This window comes from Capnocytophaga sputigena (assembly GCF_900446695.1).
Lineage (GTDB): Bacteria > Bacteroidota > Bacteroidia > Flavobacteriales > Flavobacteriaceae > Capnocytophaga > Capnocytophaga sputigena.
Genome location: NZ_UAVP01000011.1, coordinates 424,738 through 443,114 on the forward strand (window position 1 = coordinate 424,738; position 18,377 = coordinate 443,114).

General features: G+C 39.6%; 13 protein-coding genes, 2 tRNA genes and 2 rRNA genes. 6 read left to right on the forward strand and 11 right to left on the reverse strand.

The window, feature by feature from the left end; translation table 11 throughout:
- Positions 1-42: 42 nt before the first annotated feature.
- Positions 43-1,938 (reverse strand): molecular chaperone HtpG, encoded by a 1,896-nt coding sequence (gene htpG, locus DR017_RS13945; protein ID WP_002681838.1) that lies wholly within the window; start codon positions 1,936-1,938, stop codon positions 43-45.
- A gap of 216 nt (positions 1,939-2,154) precedes the next feature.
- On the opposite strand from htpG, the gene asnA reads away from it, so the two are divergent.
- From asnA to trxB, 6 genes are all read left to right on the forward strand, one after another.
- Positions 2,155-3,162, forward strand: coding sequence for an aspartate--ammonia ligase (gene asnA, locus DR017_RS13950; RefSeq protein ID WP_305887767.1), 1,008 nt, complete (start codon positions 2,155-2,157; stop codon positions 3,160-3,162).
- Positions 3,163-3,248: 86 nt separating this feature from the next.
- Positions 3,249-3,929 (forward strand): immunity protein TriTu family protein, encoded by a 681-nt coding sequence (locus tag DR017_RS13955; protein ID WP_002681836.1) that lies wholly within the window; start codon positions 3,249-3,251, stop codon positions 3,927-3,929.
- A 15-nt stretch (positions 3,930-3,944) separates the two neighbouring features.
- Positions 3,945-6,680, forward strand: coding sequence for a WD40/YVTN/BNR-like repeat-containing protein (locus DR017_RS13960; protein ID WP_002681822.1), 2,736 nt, complete (start codon positions 3,945-3,947; stop codon positions 6,678-6,680).
- Between the two features lie 176 nt (positions 6,681-6,856).
- Positions 6,857-7,483, forward strand: a complete 627-nt coding sequence (locus DR017_RS13965; RefSeq protein ID WP_002681813.1) for a hypothetical protein — start codon at positions 6,857-6,859, stop codon at positions 7,481-7,483.
- Between the two features lie 47 nt (positions 7,484-7,530).
- The gene (locus DR017_RS13970; RefSeq protein WP_002681824.1) at positions 7,531-8,502 is read left to right on the forward strand and encodes a hypothetical protein; all 972 of its coding nucleotides are present in this window, start codon (positions 7,531-7,533) and stop codon (positions 8,500-8,502) included.
- An 87-nt stretch (positions 8,503-8,589) separates the two neighbouring features.
- Complete coding sequence (trxB, locus tag DR017_RS13975) at positions 8,590-9,531, forward strand: thioredoxin-disulfide reductase (RefSeq protein ID WP_040361870.1); 942 nt, start codon at positions 8,590-8,592, stop codon at positions 9,529-9,531.
- A 98-nt stretch (positions 9,532-9,629) separates the two neighbouring features.
- On the opposite strand, the gene DR017_RS13980 is transcribed toward trxB, so the two are convergent.
- The 10 genes from DR017_RS13980 to DR017_RS14025 all read right to left on the reverse strand — a co-directional run bounded on the left by DR017_RS13980 (position 9,630) and on the right by DR017_RS14025 (position 18,269).
- Positions 9,630-11,558 carry an LTA synthase family protein gene (locus DR017_RS13980; protein WP_002681825.1) on the reverse strand — a complete coding sequence of 643 codons (1,929 nt, stop codon included), beginning with the start codon at positions 11,556-11,558 and terminating at the stop codon, positions 9,630-9,632.
- A gap of 15 nt (positions 11,559-11,573) precedes the next feature.
- A complete protein-coding gene (locus tag DR017_RS13985; protein WP_002681816.1) occupies positions 11,574-11,876 on the reverse strand; it encodes a hypothetical protein in 303 nt (100 codons plus the stop codon).
- The gene (surE, locus tag DR017_RS13990) at positions 11,864-12,634 is read right to left on the reverse strand and encodes a 5'/3'-nucleotidase SurE (protein WP_002681818.1); all 771 of its coding nucleotides are present in this window, start codon (positions 12,632-12,634) and stop codon (positions 11,864-11,866) included. The genes DR017_RS13985 and surE overlap by 13 nt, the downstream gene beginning before the upstream one ends.
- Positions 12,635-12,782: 148 nt before the next feature.
- Entirely contained in the window at positions 12,783-13,238 is a 456-nt protein-coding gene (gene dtd / locus DR017_RS13995; RefSeq protein WP_002681828.1) for a D-aminoacyl-tRNA deacylase, read from the reverse strand.
- Between the two features lie 148 nt (positions 13,239-13,386).
- Positions 13,387-13,656 carry a hypothetical protein gene (locus tag DR017_RS14000; protein ID WP_002681832.1) on the reverse strand — a complete coding sequence of 90 codons (270 nt, stop codon included), beginning with the start codon at positions 13,654-13,656 and terminating at the stop codon, positions 13,387-13,389.
- 71 nt (positions 13,657-13,727) lie between these two features.
- Positions 13,728-14,576, reverse strand: coding sequence for a leucine-rich repeat domain-containing protein (locus DR017_RS14005; protein ID WP_040361873.1), 849 nt, complete (start codon positions 14,574-14,576; stop codon positions 13,728-13,730).
- A gap of 171 nt (positions 14,577-14,747) precedes the next feature.
- Positions 14,748-14,857: ribosomal RNA gene (rrf, locus tag DR017_RS14010) — 5S ribosomal RNA — on the reverse strand.
- 183 nt (positions 14,858-15,040) lie between these two features.
- A 23S ribosomal RNA gene (locus DR017_RS14015) occupies positions 15,041-17,884 on the reverse strand.
- 156 nt (positions 17,885-18,040) lie between these two features.
- Positions 18,041-18,112, reverse strand: a tRNA-Ala gene (locus DR017_RS14020).
- An 88-nt stretch (positions 18,113-18,200) separates the two neighbouring features.
- Positions 18,201-18,269: transfer RNA gene (locus DR017_RS14025), tRNA-Ile, on the reverse strand.
- Between the last annotated feature and the right edge of the window lie 108 nt (positions 18,270-18,377).

The following is an 18,377-nucleotide window of genomic DNA, read 5'->3' on the forward strand; positions in this document are numbered from 1 at the left end:
AAGCTACTAAAACCTTTGGCAAAGTGTAATGGTGTTCATTTACTAATTTGCTAATTTGTTAATTTCCCAATTTCTTTTTACAAAGTCAGCAAGTTCTTTACCTTTGAGGAGACCCTGTGAAAGTCGTGCTAAATCAAAGGCTTGTTTAATAAGGTTTTCTTTTTGAACTTCATCTTTAGAGTGGAGAATAGCATCGGCTAAAGAAGAATTGCTATTTACTACTACGTGATACACTTCGGGGAAACCTCCCATAGCGAACATACCACCTCCTCCGGTAGCACTCATTTCCTTCATACGGCGCATAAACTCGGGTTGATTGATAACGAACGGCGTATCATTGCTATCTAAATCTTCTAACTGCACCATATAGCCTTCTTTAGGAATTACCTTCTCGATTTCAACTTTCAGCGTATTTTTCTCTTCATCTGAGAGTTTAGCAATAGTAGGTTCTTCTTTTTGAATTAACTTAGCTACAGGAGCAGCATCTACACGAGTGAAAGTAAGTTTTTCATTATCACCTTCTAACTTCTGTATCAAGTGCGATACGATAGGGCTATCCAATAACAATACTTCGTAGCCCTTTTCTTTAGCTTGCTCAATAGCTGTGTATTGTTGTTCTTTATTTTGAGCGTATAACACTACCAATGTATCATTTTTGTCAGTTTGCTTAGCTTTTATTGTTTCTTTTAGTTCTGCCAAAGTGTAATACTTGCCATCAGTAGTGGGGTACAACATAAAATCGGCTGCTTTTTCATAGAATTTATCATCGGTAAGCATACCATATTCGAGCACTATCTTGATGTCGTTCCACTTGTTTTGGAAGTCGTCGCGATTATTGGTAAAGAGTGATTTCAGTTTATCAGCTACCTTACGAGTGATGTAATTAGCAATCTTCTTTACATTACCATCGGATTGGAGGTAAGAACGCGATACATTTAGCGGGATATCTGGCGAATCTATCACCCCTTTGAGCATTGTTAAGAACTCGGGCACTATACCTTCGACGTTATCGGTAACAAATACTTGGTTTTGATACAACTGTATGCGGTCTTTCTGTAACTGCATATCATTAGTGAGCTTAGGAAAATAGAGGATACCGGTAAGGTGGAACGGATAATCTACGTTTAGATGAATGTGAAACAGGGGTTCATCGAACTGCATTGGGTAGAGTTCGTGATAAAATGCCTTATAATCCTCATCTTTCAAATCGGCTGGCTGTTTTGTCCAAGCAGGATTAGGGTTATTTACAATATTATCAACCGTTACATATTCCGTTTTATAGTCGTCAGGGGCATTTTCAGGACGAGGTAACGGCTCTTGTTTCGTACCAAATTTAATTGGTATAGGCATAAAGCGGTTGTACTTGCGCAATAACTCTTCGATACGGAAGTCTTCCAAAAACTCAGTAGAATCATCGGCGATGTGCAAGATAATTTCAGTACCGCGTTCGGCGCGTAGGTCGGTTTCCTCTAAAGTAAATTCAGGACTACCGTCGCATACCCAGCGCACGGCTGGAGCATCGGTGTAGGATTTGGTGATGATTTCCACTTGTTTGGCTACCATAAAAGCAGAGTAGAAGCCTAACCCAAAATGACCTATCACTCCAGCGTCTTTGGCAGTATCTTTATATTTCTCCAAAAACTCCTCAGCTCCTGAAAAAGCAATTTGGTTGATGTACTTTTCAACCTCTTCAGCGGTCATACCAATACCTTGGTCGATTATATGGAGGGTTTTATTATCCTTATCGACCTTCACTTCGATGATAGGGTTCCCATATTCTACTTTTGCCTCGCCTATGCTAGTGAGGTGTTTCAGTTTAAGAGTAGCATCGGTAGCGTTAGAGATGAGTTCGCGCAAGAATATCTCGTGGTCGCTGTACAAGAATTTTTTAATAAGTGGAAAGATGTTTTCCACAGAGACGTTTATATTTCCTTTCATTTTTATTTAGTTAAGAGGTAAGAGATAAGAGGTAAGAATCTTATCACTTCGCTTGTTATTTATCGGGGGAGGCATAGCGAAAAGAATACCAAAGTAGGAGAAGGTGACAAAATGGCAGGTGTTTTTTTTATATTTTTCTACTCCCCTCATTATTAATATGGTATAAATTTTGTGGTTTCCTTTCACTGTCAATTCACCAAATCAGAAAATCAACTCATTATGATTATCATTCCTAAAAACTACTCATCGCCTTATGGCATTATGGACACTGAGCGTGCGATCAAACTCATCAAAGATACTTTTGAAAAAGCTTTAGCTGAAGCCTTACATCTCACTCGTATCTCCGCCCCTCTATTCGTGAAACGCAATACAGGTCTCAACGATGACCTCAACGGAGTAGAACGACCCGTGAGTTTTGAAATGAAAGACGCCGAAGGTCAAACTATCGAAATCATTCACTCTCTTGCCAAATGGAAACGCTTGGCACTGAAACGCTATAGCATCGCACTACACGAAGGCATCTATACTGATATGAATGCCATCCGTCGCGATGAAACTTTAGATAATACCCATTCTATTTACGTTGACCAATGGGATTGGGAAAAAGTTATCGCTCCTTCCGATCGTTCCTTGGAATACTTACAACAAACAGTCAACCAGCTTTATAACGCATTTTTAGAAACTGAAGCTGCTCTCGTTGCTCACTACCCTAAATGTAAGGCTTTTTTGCCGAAAGAAATAACCTTCATCAGTTCGCAGGAGTTAGAAGACCGCTACCCTACTCTATCGCCTCAAAAACGCGAAGAAGTATTTGCCAAAGAAAAAGGGGCTATTTTTATCACTCAAATAGGTAAAACCTTACGCTCTGGTAAAAAACACGACAACCGTGCCCCCGATTATGACGATTGGGAACTCAACGGCGACCTTATCATCTGGAATCCCGTGTTAAACAGCGCGTTAGAACTCTCGTCTATGGGTATACGAGTAGACGAAAAATCATTAGCACACCAATTGCAACTCGCTAATGCCGAACACCGCAAAACCTTAGACTATCACCAAATGTTGCTCAAAGGTGAACTCCCGCTCACCATCGGTGGGGGTATCGGTCAGTCGCGTATTTGTATGCTACTGATGCAAAAAGCGCATATAGGCGAAGTTCAAGCCTCTATCTGGACAGATGATATGCTGCAACTTTGCGAAGAAAACGGTATTCAGCTATTATAATTCAATAAATTATTGTACTTTTGCAGTTATAAAACCAAATTATGCAATAGCCGAAAATTGAAAAAGAAGATGGCTAAAAAGATAAAATGCTTCAAGAATTTATACAAAACATAAAAACATATCAAAAAATTCCTATAACAGATGAACATATACAATACGATGCTGATAAAGGAAGTGTTGAAGTAACTTTTCAAACCAATAAAACGCATTTAAAACGATTTACTGCCTATAACAGTGGAAGTTGCACTTATGAAGTTTTCAATATAGAAACTCAAAAAACAGACGTTTCAGAAACTACAGAATTTCAGACTTTCAATAGTTTAACAAGTATTTTTCATCGTTTTTACTATGCTGATTTTTCTGAAATAAGCACTTTTATTGATACGCTTTTCGCTGAAGGTTTTAACAGATTTAAAGGAAGAGAAGAAATACAAGGTTTTGACTCTGGAGATTTCTTTCAGAAAGAAGAAGAAGAGACTATGTATTTCAAATACTTTCAAATCGTATGGAAAGATGCTTATTTAAATGAAAGAGATATGGATTTGTGTAATATAGAAGTATCTTATAGATTTTTAGACAACAAGAAGATAAAAGTATGGGTAGAATTGTGTGGAGGTGCTGATGGTATCATCTATAAAGAATTTTCAGCTGAAGGTCGCTTTAAAGAATTCAAACCTCAAATAACTGCCTTTGTATATGAGTGTTACAATCATTATAACGAATTGATAAAAGAATATATTGCATTCCCTATTACTTCAAATCAATAAAGTATATTCATTACTATGAAAAACAATATCTTTTGTACTATATCCTTATTAATAAGCAGTGTAACCCTTACCGCTCAAGAGTTACTCCCTCTGCCTTTACGCCAAAAAGAAGAACTCAAAGTGCGTTCGTGGGTGCGTGAAACGCCTTTTGAACAGGTAATCGTAAAAGAAATAGGTAACCGTATCAGTGCGCTGAATGTAAACCCTAAAAACAATAACGAGTTTCTCGTCACTCCTGAAAACGGAGGTATCTGGCTCACCCAAAATGGCGGCGAGACCTATACTCCTCTCTGCCCTACCCTTCCTACCCAATCTATCAGCGCTATCGCCATGGACTGGACTTCAAGCACTTTAGCACTTGCTACCCCCTACGGCATCTTCATCTCTGCTGATAAAGGCAAAACAACCAAATTCAGCGGATTGGCTAACGCACAGCACATCAGCAGTTTGTACATCAATCCTCTCAATCCTCAAGAAATTATCGCCGGAATATTAGGCAACCCCTACAAAGCCGACGAAAAACGCGGTATCTTCAAAACTACCGACGGTGGTAAAACTTGGCAACAAAAGCTATTTGTGAGCACCCGTGCTGGTATTAGCCAAATCAGCCCCTCCCCCGATGGCAGTGTGCTTTTAGCCGTTGCTTGGGATGTGAACAGCAGTCAGTGGGACGACCTCCCTTATGGCAGCTATAGCGCTGTTTACAAGAGTGTTGATGGTGGAAATTCGTGGACAAAAATCACTGCAAACAACGGATTTATCAAAGGAAATAACATCGGCAAAATAGGGGTTACTTGTTTCAATTCGCAAATTTATTATGCCGTGGTTGATAACCGCAATCCTAAGAAAAAAGAAAACAATAACAGTCTGCAAAAAACAGCGCGTATCCACCTTACCGCTCAGGATTTCGATGCGATGAGCAAAGCCGATTTTCTCACTTTAGACAACAACCGATTGAACATCTTCCTGCACAATATCGGTCAGGATAAGAAATATACTGCACAAAACTTCAAGGATATGATAGCCGCCGAGGTTACTTCGCCTGCTAAAATTCTTAGTTATTTAGGCGTTAGCACTCAAGAGATTATAGGTGCTGAAGTGTATGTAACTAACGACGGCGGCAACTCTTGGCAAAAAGCTAACAGCCAACCTCTCAACGATATGTACTACCAAAACGGAGAACAATTCGGAGGCATTGCCGTAAACCTCACGAATAAAAACCACTTGTTTATAGGGGGGTATCCTCTACTCGAATCTGACGACGGTGGCAAAACGTGGAGAAGCAAGCAGCCGCTCTCTTTACAAAATAGTTATGAACAACTCTACTTACAACAAGGCACTTTGTTCTGTACTACCCCTAACGGACTACAACTCTCTTACGACAATGGTAAAAGTTTTGCAACTAAAAACGTACCTCAAGCTATAGCCTTCAATCAGTTGTGTTATGACCAAGCGAGCAAAACGCCTTATTATGTGAGTGATCAAGCCGTATTAGCTCAGAACAACAGCCATTGGAATACTTTCAAAAGAAACATACATTCCCTTTCGTTTGGCAACGACAGCTATGCCGCCGAACCTTATGGCAAATTCTTCACTTTCTTCCCCGATAGAGACCAACTTTTCCCTCTCGGAAGCGCTTACTATGGCGAGAATAAAGCCCCTTTGCGCTTTGGTGAAAAAGCACCACTGCTCATATCCCCTCAAAATAAAGATATCATCTACATCGGAAGCAACAAGCTACATATCTCAATGGACAAAGGTCGCAATTGGCGCACTATTTCCGACGATGTAACTAACGGTAACAAGCAGGGTAACAAGGCTTATGGCACTATTTCGGCTATTGCCGAATCGCCTTTTATGTTTGGCTTGCTCTATACAGGTAGCGATGATGGTATGATTTACACCACCGATAATGGGGGCGTATCGTGGAAACAGATATACAACGCCTTCCCTCGCGCCCTAAAAGTGAACAACCTTATCGCCTCTAAGCACCAACGCAACCGCGTATTGGCAACCCTCATCAGCACCGACGAAACTCAGGGCGACCCCATTATTTTTATGAGTAACGACAACGGAAAAAGCTGGACAGATATTCACTCTAACCTCCCCGATGCTAAAGTGAACGTTCTCAAAGAAGACCCTAAGAACGAGCAAATTCTGTATGCCGGAACCGATAACGGCTTGTATATCAGCTTCAATTTAGGCGAAAGCTGGCAACCTTTCAGCCAAGGGCTACCCGAAACAGGTGTGAATGATATTTATATCAATGACTCAAACGGTGAAATGACCGTCGCTACTTTAGGACGTGGCATCTATCGCACTTCAGTGAAAATGATGCAAGAGCTCCGTGCTGCCATTGTAACTCAAGCCTTTTTCCCGTTAGAAACCCCCATCACAATCCCCTATTCACCCAATTGGGGCAATGCTGCAAGTGAATGGGATGACCCTGTACAACCCAAAGTGTATTTCTATGCTTTTGCTGCCAACGACAATGTGGAAGTGCCTATTAAAATAATGAAAGGCAGAGTAACACTCCAAACCTTCAACTACAAGAGCAACAAAGGTTTTAACTATATTCCTTACGACCTGAGCATCTCGCCTGAAGGTAAATTAGCTTATGAAAAAAGCCTCCAAAAGATATTTCTATCCACCGCTACCGATGGCAAAGTATATCTCCCAAAAGGGCGCTACACTGTAGTTTTCACCCTCCCCGACGGCTTTGAAGAAGAGAGAACTCTCGATATATTCTAAAGTTTCCTGTCCGTGCATTTCGCACCTTTAGCAAAGTTGATTAAAGTTAACTATTCTGATAATCAATCACTTTTATGTAGGAGCTGGGTATGTACTGCAAATGCCATTAAAAGTAAACTTATTTATTCACAATCTTTTGTTTGATTATATAACAAACTTGGATAAACACCAATGATATGAGAGATTTTTTAGAAAAATGCAAAGAGGATTACACCTTTAAAATACCTCAATTACTGAAGGAAGTGAGGCTAAAAACTCAATATACAAAATGGTCTAAAACTGTACTTCCAGCTTATCAATTAGAACCATTTGACACTGAATTATTGGGTTATAAGTTAGGTAGATTTTTGAAAAATGAGCCCCAAATAAATAAACACGTAAAACACTATTTCTTTGATAGTGAAGATAAGATTGTAGGTAGATTAGAGTATGATTTTTATAATAACTACGAAAAAGAATGGGTAGTTACAAGGTTTCTATATATCTATGTTCAAGAAGGTATTTTTGAATTAAAATTATCTAGTTCTCATATAACTGAAGAGCCGACAAAAATTAATCGTATAACTTATGTAAGATTATTTAATGATAAAGTAATCGAAAGCTATAACTTACATAATGATAACAGATTTTCAAAGCTTGTATATAAATATTCTGACAATAAAATAGTATCTATTGAGCGAGATTTATGGATACCCAATCTTCTAAAAAGTATCTATGAAATTGAATATCCAGACGAAAATACTTATATTATTTGGGAAATAGATAATGATACTAGGGTAAAAATATATCCTAAAGAAATCTAACAGCACCAACTGCCCAGCCAAGAGTCCTAAACCTCAAATATATTCTAATGAAACGATATACCGAAAAACATATTATTCTTTGGAAAGACGACACTTGGGTAACCTGTCCCGAGTGCCAAAAAATCGCCGTTGTTACCAATTGCCAAGTACATTGCCCGCACTGTGGTTTTGAAAAGAAAGCTGAAGAATTAGAGTTGTTCGCAGCTATCGTAAAACTCAATTGCCCCAATTGTGGCACCCCAATTGAACAACGACAAGGCGGACTAAAAGAAACCAATGAATTCCGGCAAGTAAAATGCCCCAAGTGCAGCGAAGAATATCTCGTAAAACCTCAATACGAATCCTACCGACAGCCCAACCCCACTCCCTCTAACGGACTGAAATGCGATAGTACTTTCGGGTTGCCCTATTTTTTCCAAGAGAATGTGCGCAGCAACCTATTTTGGGCAAGAAATATGAGCCATTTAGAGGTAATGGAAGATTACATCGCCTCTGACCTACGCGAACGTGAAGGAATGACAATGGTAGCCAAACTCCCCACTTTTGTAAAAAGTAAAAAGAACCGTGACTTAATACTAAAAATCTTGCGCAAATGGAAAGAAAAAGTATCAACCCCCGATTATAAGCTCCCTCCTTCCATAGCTGCCGACCAAGTATACCTATTTTTCGCCGATGGCAATGTAACCATTAGCGATTATTTAAAAGATATTTCTCACAAAATAACAAGTTCGGTAAATTACACCCAAGTATATTCCCATAAAAACGGTTATCAATGGGTGTGTTTCTACAAATACAATCGTATAAAGAGAGCATTTGCTAAGGAATGGTTAGCGCAAATCCCTTTTGAAGTAAAAACTATCTACCTATATCATTACTACGATACTTTCAACGATGTCCAAAACATACTAAAAACCTTTCTACAACACTACCTACAAGCAAACACACCCAACAGTCTATATATCAGCATTGGCGAAAAGTTACTCCCAGCTGATGAATTTTTTCTAAAAAATCAGTTTTAGAAAATATCAATTGACAAATTGACAGGTTTATAGATTGGTATTATTTTTGTACTTTTGCAGCCTAAATTTAAAAAAGGAAAAATCACTATGGCAAACATCGAAAAAATAAAATGCCTCATTATAGGCTCAGGTCCTGCGGGCTATACCGCGGCTATCTATGCCTCTCGCGCAAACCTTAATCCTGTTCTCTACCAAGGAGAACAACCTGGCGGACAGCTCACTACTACCAACGAGGTAGAAAACTTCCCCGGCTATCCTGAAGGTGTGATGGGCACCGAGATGATGATGCAATTAGAGCAACAAGCTAAACGTTTTGGTACTGATATTCGCAACGGTTGGGTAACTAAAGTAGACTTCTCAACTCATCCTCACAAAGTATGGGTAGACGACCAAGAACTCCACGCCGATGCGGTGATTATCGCTACAGGAGCTTCAGCTAAATACTTGGGGTTACCCTCCGAACAACACTACCTCCAAACAGGAGGCGGCGTATCGGCTTGCGCTGTGTGCGATGGTTTCTTCTACCGCAATCAACACGTGGCTATTGTAGGGGCAGGCGACTCGGCTTGTGAAGAAGCCCTTTATTTGGCAAACCTTTGTTCAAAAGTAACTATGCTCGTACGTCGTGATGAGTTCCGCGCTTCGCAAATTATGAAAGAACGTGTACTCAATTCGCCAAAAATAGAAGTGCTTTTCAACACCGAAACTGAAGAAATTCTCGGTGATGGACAAGTTGTTACAGGTATGAAAGTCCGCAACAACAAAACGGGAGAAATAAGCGAAATAGCTATCACAGGTTTCTTTGTAGCTATCGGGCATAAACCTAATACCGATGTCTTTAAACCTTATATTGATACTGATGAAGTAGGCTATATCAAAAACGTAGCGGGCACTTCGCTCACCAATGTAGCAGGAGTATTTGTTGCAGGTGATGCCGCCGATACTCGCTACCGCCAAGCCATTACTGCTGCCGGTTCAGGCTGTATGGCAGCGTTGGACGCAGAGAAATACCTTCTTACTCTTGAATAGGTAAAAGGTAAGAGATAAAAGATAAGAAAGCGCGATGTTTATCATTTGAAACACCGCGCTTTTTCATTTGCTAATTTATTTGCTTGTGCTGCTGACACCTAATTTGCTAATTTATGGTGGATAATCCTGTCCATATAATCCTGCATAAAGGCTTTCAGATCTTTGATACCTTTTTGAATTTCGGCATTATCTTCTTTGCCTAAAAGATTGTTTTTAAGAGCTGTATCTTCTCCTTTATACACACCATTCACCTTGCCATATTCATCTATAATATAGATATAATTACCTTGTTTCATTTGGTATACGTGAGCATCCGAGATGAAAGCACGAGGAGTTTCGTCTGGTAGTTTTGTAAACACACTATGTCCCCAAGAACGGAAAGGTTTTTTATACCCCATCAAATCCACCAATGAAGGGTAAATATCTATTTGTTGAGTAACTTCAGAATATACCCCTGTAGGAACTAAATCAGGATTAGGACTATAGAACATAATGGCTGCTCCTTTGCCACCTATAGGCTCTTTGTAATGCTCGTAATAAGGCATTGCAGGGTGATCGTTCACAAAAGCAAAAATTGTATTTTTAAACCAAGGCTCTTTTTTAGCGCATTCAAAAAAGCGTTTTAAGGAGTAATCGGTGTAACCAATACACTGATGAATTTCCACATTCCCTTTAGGAAATTTACCTTCGTATTTTTCAGGTACTTTGAAAGGATGGTGAGATGATACCGTGAAGATAGTGCCTAAAAAAGGTTGCTTCTTTTGGTTGTATACACTGCACATATATTGGAAAAAAGGCTCGTCCCAAATACCCCACATACCATCAAAATCGGCATCATTGTTATATTCGTTTTTCCCATAATAATGGTCAAAACCTAAAATATTGGAAAAGCCTAAAAATCCCATAGAACCATTAGGTGCTGAGTGGAAAAATGAAGTATCATACCCCATTTCTTTGGCTATAGACACCAAAGATTGTACTTTTTGTTGTGAATAAGGCGACGACATATAGGCTACTTGTATGGTAGGAATTCCCGCCAATACCGATGACATTCCGTGAATAGATTGGCGACCTGTAGAATAAGCATCATCTAACACATAAGAATATTGTGCCAAAGAATCTAAGAAAGGTGTATAGCTTTGAAAATTAGGAATATTCGTTCTCTTATTCATTGCACCCCAATATTCTTTGCTAAAACTCTCTAAGATGAACACCACCACATTAGGTTGGTTAGGCACATCTCTATTATACTGCTTGATAGGTTTCAAATTTTTGTTTATATAAGCCTCATCTACAAAATGATACTCTCTAAAACCTTTATTCTTACCCAAAGTGCGAATAAGCGTGAAAGGCGTATTGAGAATCGCATCGGCTTGCCCTGAAATATTAGTATGGCGACTTGCATCTACTATATTGATAGGACGAGAAGAGTGATCCCAAGTACCCCCACGAATAGCATACACTATCCCCACTGCTGCCAAAGCTAAAGCCAATACAGAGGTGATAAAATAAGGCTTAGGCGCCAGCTGCACTTCGGTTACTTTCACTCGTTTGTAAAGGAATATCCAAAGCCAAATGAGTAAAATAAAGAGTAAAAACATATACCAGTAACCTACTAAAAAGCTGCCAAATAAACTCATTTTGTTCTGCTCGTTTTCAATCACAGCAAACGAAGCACTCGTAAGGCGTGATTTACTAAAAGGATAATACAATATATCAACGAAATTCGTAGCATAAGCTAGTCCGTTAGTAATAAAATAAATGTAGAACAGTACTTTTTGGTAAATGGGCTTTGTATTGATACGCAAAGGAATCAAACTCAAGAAGATAAAAAGTAAGTTCACATAGAAAATACCGGAATTATCAAATTGTAGTCCATAGTAAAAGAGCTTTAGAATCACTCCGAAACTCATATCATCGCCCATTGCACTCATATTAAAAGCAATGAACAAGCCACGAGCTATGGCGTAAAAGAGATATACCAATAAAATTCGGTATAAAAACACTAAATATTCTCTAATTCTCATAATATTAATTGTTTTTTAAGTAAATTGCAATATTAAAATAATGATTGTAAGCACTGCCGAAGCAATAAGTACCCCTCTGGCACGTTCGTTTTCATAACGATTGATAAAAAAGAAGAAAACAGCAAGGTCTAACAAGGCTCCCAACATAATGAGTTTTCCTAAATAGCCTCTGTAATAAGCATCTTGAAGGGTAAGAGCAATACTATTTTTAGAAAAAATAAGGATATAAGCTAATATTCCTATTGCATTAGCTAATATCCCTATAATAAACCCTATGAGTTGATTTTTTTGGTTATGGTTCATATCTATAAGTCCCATTGTTTTAACGGTTCAATATTTTGGTGAGCAGTAAGGTCAAACTGAATAGGTACAACCGATATATAGCCGTTTTCAAGCGCCCATTGGTCGGTGTCAGTACCTTTATCTTCATTCACAAAAGTACCTGTCATCCAATAGTATACTCTTCCCTGCGGATTTATACGTTTGTCAAAACTTTCTATCCATCGAGAGCGTGCTTGTCGGCATATTTTCACCCCTTTAATTTCTTCCTTCTTGATATTTGGGATGTTTACGTTCAGCACTGTTCCTTTAGGCAACCCATTGGCAAGCACCTTCTCAGCAATATTTTTAATATAAGAGCGCGCTTGAGAGAAATCAGCATTCCAACTGGGGTCTAACAACGAAAAACCAATAGCAGGAATTCCCTCAGTACCCGCCTCAATAGCTGCACTCATTGTACCAGAGTAAATCACGTTTATAGAGGCATTTGAGCCGTGGTTGATACCACTCACACACAAATCAGGCATACGACCGTGCAAAACCTCGTGTTTGGCGATCTTCACACAATCGGCAGGTGTACCACTACAAGCGTATTCTTTAGTTCCTTCTTGACTTGTGGGTACAGGATCGCAATACATAGTAGTATCAAGGGTAACAGCGTGACCTTTACCACTTTGAGGCGAATCAGGGGCTACTACCACCACATCGCCTAATTCTTTCATTATATCAATTAAATAACGGATACCAGGAGCGGTAATACCATCATCGTTTGTTACTAATATCAAAGGTTTTTGCATATTCAAAAAAACGTAAAAAATATTAAGCGCACAAAAGTACAAAATAATTAACAATTTACAATCAACAATTTACAACTATTCAAAAAAAGATGTAATTTTGCTATTTCAACAAACCTCCTAACCAAAGATAAAAAGTAATTACCAACATTTAAAAATCTTTATTTTTTGTATCTATCAAAATCGTTACTGGACCATCGTTACAGAGATTTACCTGCATCATTGCTCCGAATTGCCCCGTAGGCACTTGCTTGCCAAGTAATGTTTCCACTTGTCTTACAAATGCCTCATAGATAGGGATTGCCACCTCAGGTCGTGCTGCCCTGATATAGCTGGGGCGATTACCTTTTTTAGTAGCTGCATGCAAAGTGAATTGCGACACAACAAGCACCTCGCCATCTACATCCTTCACCGAGAGGTTCATCACACCATTTTCATCTTCAAAAACGCGTAAATTCACTATCTTCGCTGATAGCCACGCAATATCCTCATCAGTATCACTATCTTCTATCCCTACCAATACTAATAAGCCTTTATTGATAGAGGCTACCCTTTGCTTCTCTATATCCACTGAAGCGTGGGTTACTTTTTGAATAACTACTCTCATAAAAATCTTTCTTTAAGTCCTAACATTAAAGCCTTTTTCTTAATATGAATCAAGAGTTGAATAATAATCCGTGATTAACAGAATGTTATCGCTTTTGCATCGCATCTCCCCCTTTGGAGGGGGCTGGGGGAGGTTTGAAATCAACAAGTTAATTTAACCCTTGATTGGCATTCTTAAAATCAGCAATCACTTGTGATGGTATTTGAGATTCATACTTAACATTCAAATTTAGTTTTATGATTTCGTTTTCAAAAATATCACCCCCATCCTCCTTATAAGCATAAATCCACAAGCAGAAACCTTTATACTTTAAAGTAAACTCATCATACTGTTTATCAAAATAAATATGCTCTTCTTTAAAAAGATTTTTAAGAATATTTAAAGAAGTTTCCATAGTAAAAAGTCCTTCTTTTGCCATAAATATTTAATCAAATAGAGGAAAGTTAAGATTTTAACAACATACCTGAAAAACATTACTATAACCATTTATTAAAATAAATCATTTATAGTAATGTCATAATTGTTTCTTATTGGAATAAAAAATCTTTGTAAGTTATTATTATTCAGAAGATGCTTGATGCGATTATCCTTTACATAAGTTTTCCCGATAAAACGAACTTCTTTTAGGTTAGGTAAATTAGAGAGAAAATCAATAGAAGATATTTCACCAGCATTCTCTATAATGATGGTCTCTAAATTTGACAAATTACCTAACATTTCCCAATTAGTAATCTTACTACAATTACTGATTGCAACTGATTTCAAAGTCGGTGCTTTCTTTATCCAACTAATATCTGTCATTTTTGAATTATACCCCATCCCAAGATGTTCTATATTACACATATTCTCAATAGCATTAAATTCAGAGAGTTTAAATTTCATCAAGCCTAATCTTTTTAATTTGCTAAACACTACAAAATCTTCTGAGGATTTCCCTACATAATTATCTATGAATAAATATTCCAGCTGTTGAGCTTTGAAAATAGAAGTACAAGTTTTTTTATCATAATTCAAATAAACACACCATAACTTAGGGAGGAAATCAAAAGGAATAGGCGTCCCTGATTTTCCCTGAATTTTTAAATAGATTATATGAGACAACTTTTTTAGCACATCAAGTGTAGGGTAATATACATCAGGAAATGAAAGTCCCTCTAAAAAAGGTAGATTACTTAAATCTTCTAACTTATTTATTTCTTCATTTGTAGACATTCTTATGACCAAACTATTAATATGATTAGACATTAGAAAGTCCTTATCTATTTTTTCTGTACCTATATCTAAAGTAAGACCTCTAAAAAGTTTACCAAAAACATCTTTTCTATGTATATATGTCATAAATAATTATTCTTATAACCTAAATAGCCCACAAGAAATATGCCACCAGATTTTTTTCTACTCCATACCTACTCAAAAGTACAAAACACTATAAAGGCTTTTGCAAAAAAGTATCACTTAAACATTAAATAATAAAAAAAGAGCAATTCTTTATCTGAATTGCTCTTTATAAGAAGGCGGCGACATACTCTCCCACGTGACCGTAGTACCATCTGCGCTAAAAGGTTTAACTGCTCTGTTCGGAATGGTAAGAGGTGAGACCTTTGACTATAACCACCTTAAACTTTTTAGGTGTTAGGGGTTAGGGATTAGGTTTCAGGGGAATCCCTGATGCCTATAACCTACAACCTGTAACCTTATTTTTTTAACATATAGGGATAAAAAACATATTTTTCAATTAACAATTGATAATTAATAATTAACAATTGTTGTGACTAAGATTTTTGTAAAAAAGAATCTCTACGCGCGAAAAGTCTACGGGTGATTAGTATTACTCGGCTATGATGTTACCACCGTTACACCTGTAACCTATCAACGTGGTCATCTCCCACGACCCTTAAAAGAAATCTCATCTTGTGGCGGGTTTCGTACTTATATGCTTTCAGCACTTATCCCATCCGCACTTAGCTACTCTGCTATGCCCTTGGCAAGACAACAGATACACCAGAGGTGCGTCCAACTCGGTCCTCTCGTACTAGAGTCAGATCCACGCAAATTTCTAACGCCCACAGTAGATAGAGACCGAACTGTCTCACGACGTTCTGAACCCAGCTCGCGTGCCACTTTAATGGGCGAACAGCCCAACCCTTGGGACCTTCTCCAGCCCCAGGATGTGACGAGCCGACATCGAGGTGCCAAACCCCCCCGTCGATGTGAGCTCTTGGGGGAGATCAGCCTGTTATCCCCGGCGTACCTTTTATCCTTTGAGCGATGGCCCTTCCATACGGAACCACCGGATCACTATGCTCTACTTTCGTACCTGATCGACTTGTGGGTCTCTCAGTCAAGCTCCCTTATGCCATTGCACTCTACGCACGGTTACCAAGCGTGCTGAGGGAACCTTTAGAAGCCTCCGTTACTCTTTTGGAGGCGACCACCCCAGTCAAACTACCCTCCACGAATTGTCCCCTGCTCCTAGCAGGGTTAGACCTCAGATAAGCAAAGGGTGGTATTTCAACAATGACTCCACAACTACCGGAATAGCCGCTTCTTAGTCTCCCACCTATCCTACGCATCACTTATCCAAGACCAATACGAAGATATAGTAAAGGTGCACAGGGTCTTTTCGTCCCACTGCGGGTAATCGGCATCTTCACCGATACTACAATTTCACCGAGCTCATGGCCGAGACAGTGTCCAAATCGTTACACCATTCGTGCAGGTCGGAACTTACCCGACAAGGAATTTCGCTACCTTAGGACCGTTATAGTTACGGCCGCCGTTTACTGGGGCTTCAATTCAAACCTTCGCTTACGCTAAGCTCTCCTCTTAACCTTCCAGCACCGGGCAGGTGTCAGACCCTATACCTCATCTTTCGATTTTGCAGAGTCCTGTGTTTTTGATAAACAGTCGCTTGGACCTTTTCACTGCGGCCTATCGCTAGATAGGCGACCTTTCTCCCGAAGTTACAGGTCTATTTTGCCTAGTTCCTTAGCCATGAATCTCTCGAGCGCCTTAGAATTCTCATCCCAATCACCTGTGTCGGTTTACGGTACGGGCATTAATCTTCGCTTTTCTTGGAAACGTTGTCGCCACTCTCACATCAGCCGAAGCCTCAGTGTACTTTTGAAGTCATAACAACTCCTTAAACGTACTATTCCGTCAGTACGCGGTAGCTATCTCATTCCGTCACTTTTAGTAGATTAATGGTACAGGAATATTAACCTGTTGTACATCCACTACCCCTACTCGGGTTCGCGTTAGTCCCCGACTAACCCTCAGCTGATTAGCATAGCTGAGGAAACCTTGATCTTTCGGCGGGCAGGTTTCTCGCCTGCCTTATCGTTACTTATGCCTACATTTTCTTTTCTATTAGGCTCCACTATGGCTCACGCCTTTAGCTTCAACGCCAATAGAATGCTCCCCTACCGGTATATTACTTATGTAATAACCCCATAGCTTCGGTAATATGCTTATGCCCGTTTATTATCCATGCCCAACCGCTCGACTAGTGAGCTGTTACGCACTCTTTAAATGTATGGCTGCTTCCAAGCCAACATCCTAGCTGTCAGTGCAGTCAGACCGCGTTTGGTCAACTTAGCATATATTTGGGGACCTTAGCTGATGGTCCGGGTTCTTTCCCTCTCGGATATGGACCTTAGCACCCATACCCTCACTGCTGATGAGCATTTAATAGCATTCGGAGTTTGTCAGGAATTGGTAGGCGATGAAACCCCCGCATCCAATCAGTAGCTCTACCTCTATTAAACTCACATCAACGCTGCACCTAAATGCATTTCGGGGAGTACGAGCTATTTCCCAGTTTGATTGGCCTTTCACCCCTACCCTCAGGTCATCCGAAGTCTTTTCAACGACAACCAGTTCGGTCCTCCACGCTGTGTTACCAGCGCTTCAACCTGCCCAAGGGTAGATCACCAGGTTTCGCGTCTACTACTACCAACTATTGTCGCCCTATTCAGACTCGCTTTCGCTGCGGATTCGTATCTGAAATACTTATCCTCGCTGGTAACAGTAACTCGTAGGCTCATTATGCAAAAGGCACGCCGTCACAGCCTAAGCTGCTCCGACCGCTTGTAGGCGTATGGTTTCAGGGTCTATTTCACTCCGTTATTCACGGTTCTTTTCACCTTTCCCTCACGGTACTAGTTCACTATCGGTCTCTCAGGAGTATTTAGCCTTACCGGATGGTCCCGGTGGATTCAGTCAAGGTTCCACGTGCCCCGACCTACTCAGGATACCCATAAGATTTATAAAACTGTGCCTATACGAGACTATCACTCTCTATGGTGTGTCTTTCCAAACACTTCTAATCCAGCTTTACAACCTATATCTGGGTCCTACAACCCCCATATTGCCGTAACAATATGGGTTTGGGCTGTTCCCATTTCGCTCGCCACTACTTTGGGAATCACTTTTGTTTTCTTCTCCTCCGCCTACTTAGATGTTTCAGTTCAGCGGGTTTGCCCATCTTTACGATGTAGTACATCTTCAATGTACTGGGTTGCCCCATTCGGATATTTGCGTATCAACTCGTATGTGCCAATCCACGCAACTTTTCGCAGCTTATCACGTCCTTCTTCGCCTCTGAGAGCCTAGGCATCCCCCATACGCCCTTACATAACTTTTCGCGCTTGTAGTTTTATTCAATTAACAATTAACAATTATCAATTAAATAAATACCTCGTTCTCTTTGATTCTTTTTAATATTTTTCGTTAGATTATCAATAATCTATTATTGAATCTCTTATGCTCTTTATCCCAATATGTCAATGTACTTGTTGTTGTGGAGAATAAGGATTCGACCCTTGACCCCCTGCGTGCAAGGCAGGTGCTCTAGCCAGCTGAGCTAATTCCCCGTGCTTAATGACGAGTTACGAATTACGAATTACGATTTATGCTATTCGTCTCTCTTCAGCTTCTAGAATTTCCTTCTTTAGCTTATTGTAGTCCCAGGCAGACTCGAACTGCCGACTACATTATCAGTGTAGCGCTCTAACCAGCTGAGCTATGACTGCTTATTTTTTTGTTGTCAGCAAGATTTAAAGAATGAGTTAGTCCGATGTTCAATTATCGGTCATCTCTAGAAAGGAGGGTGTTCCAGCCGCACCTTCCGGTACGGCT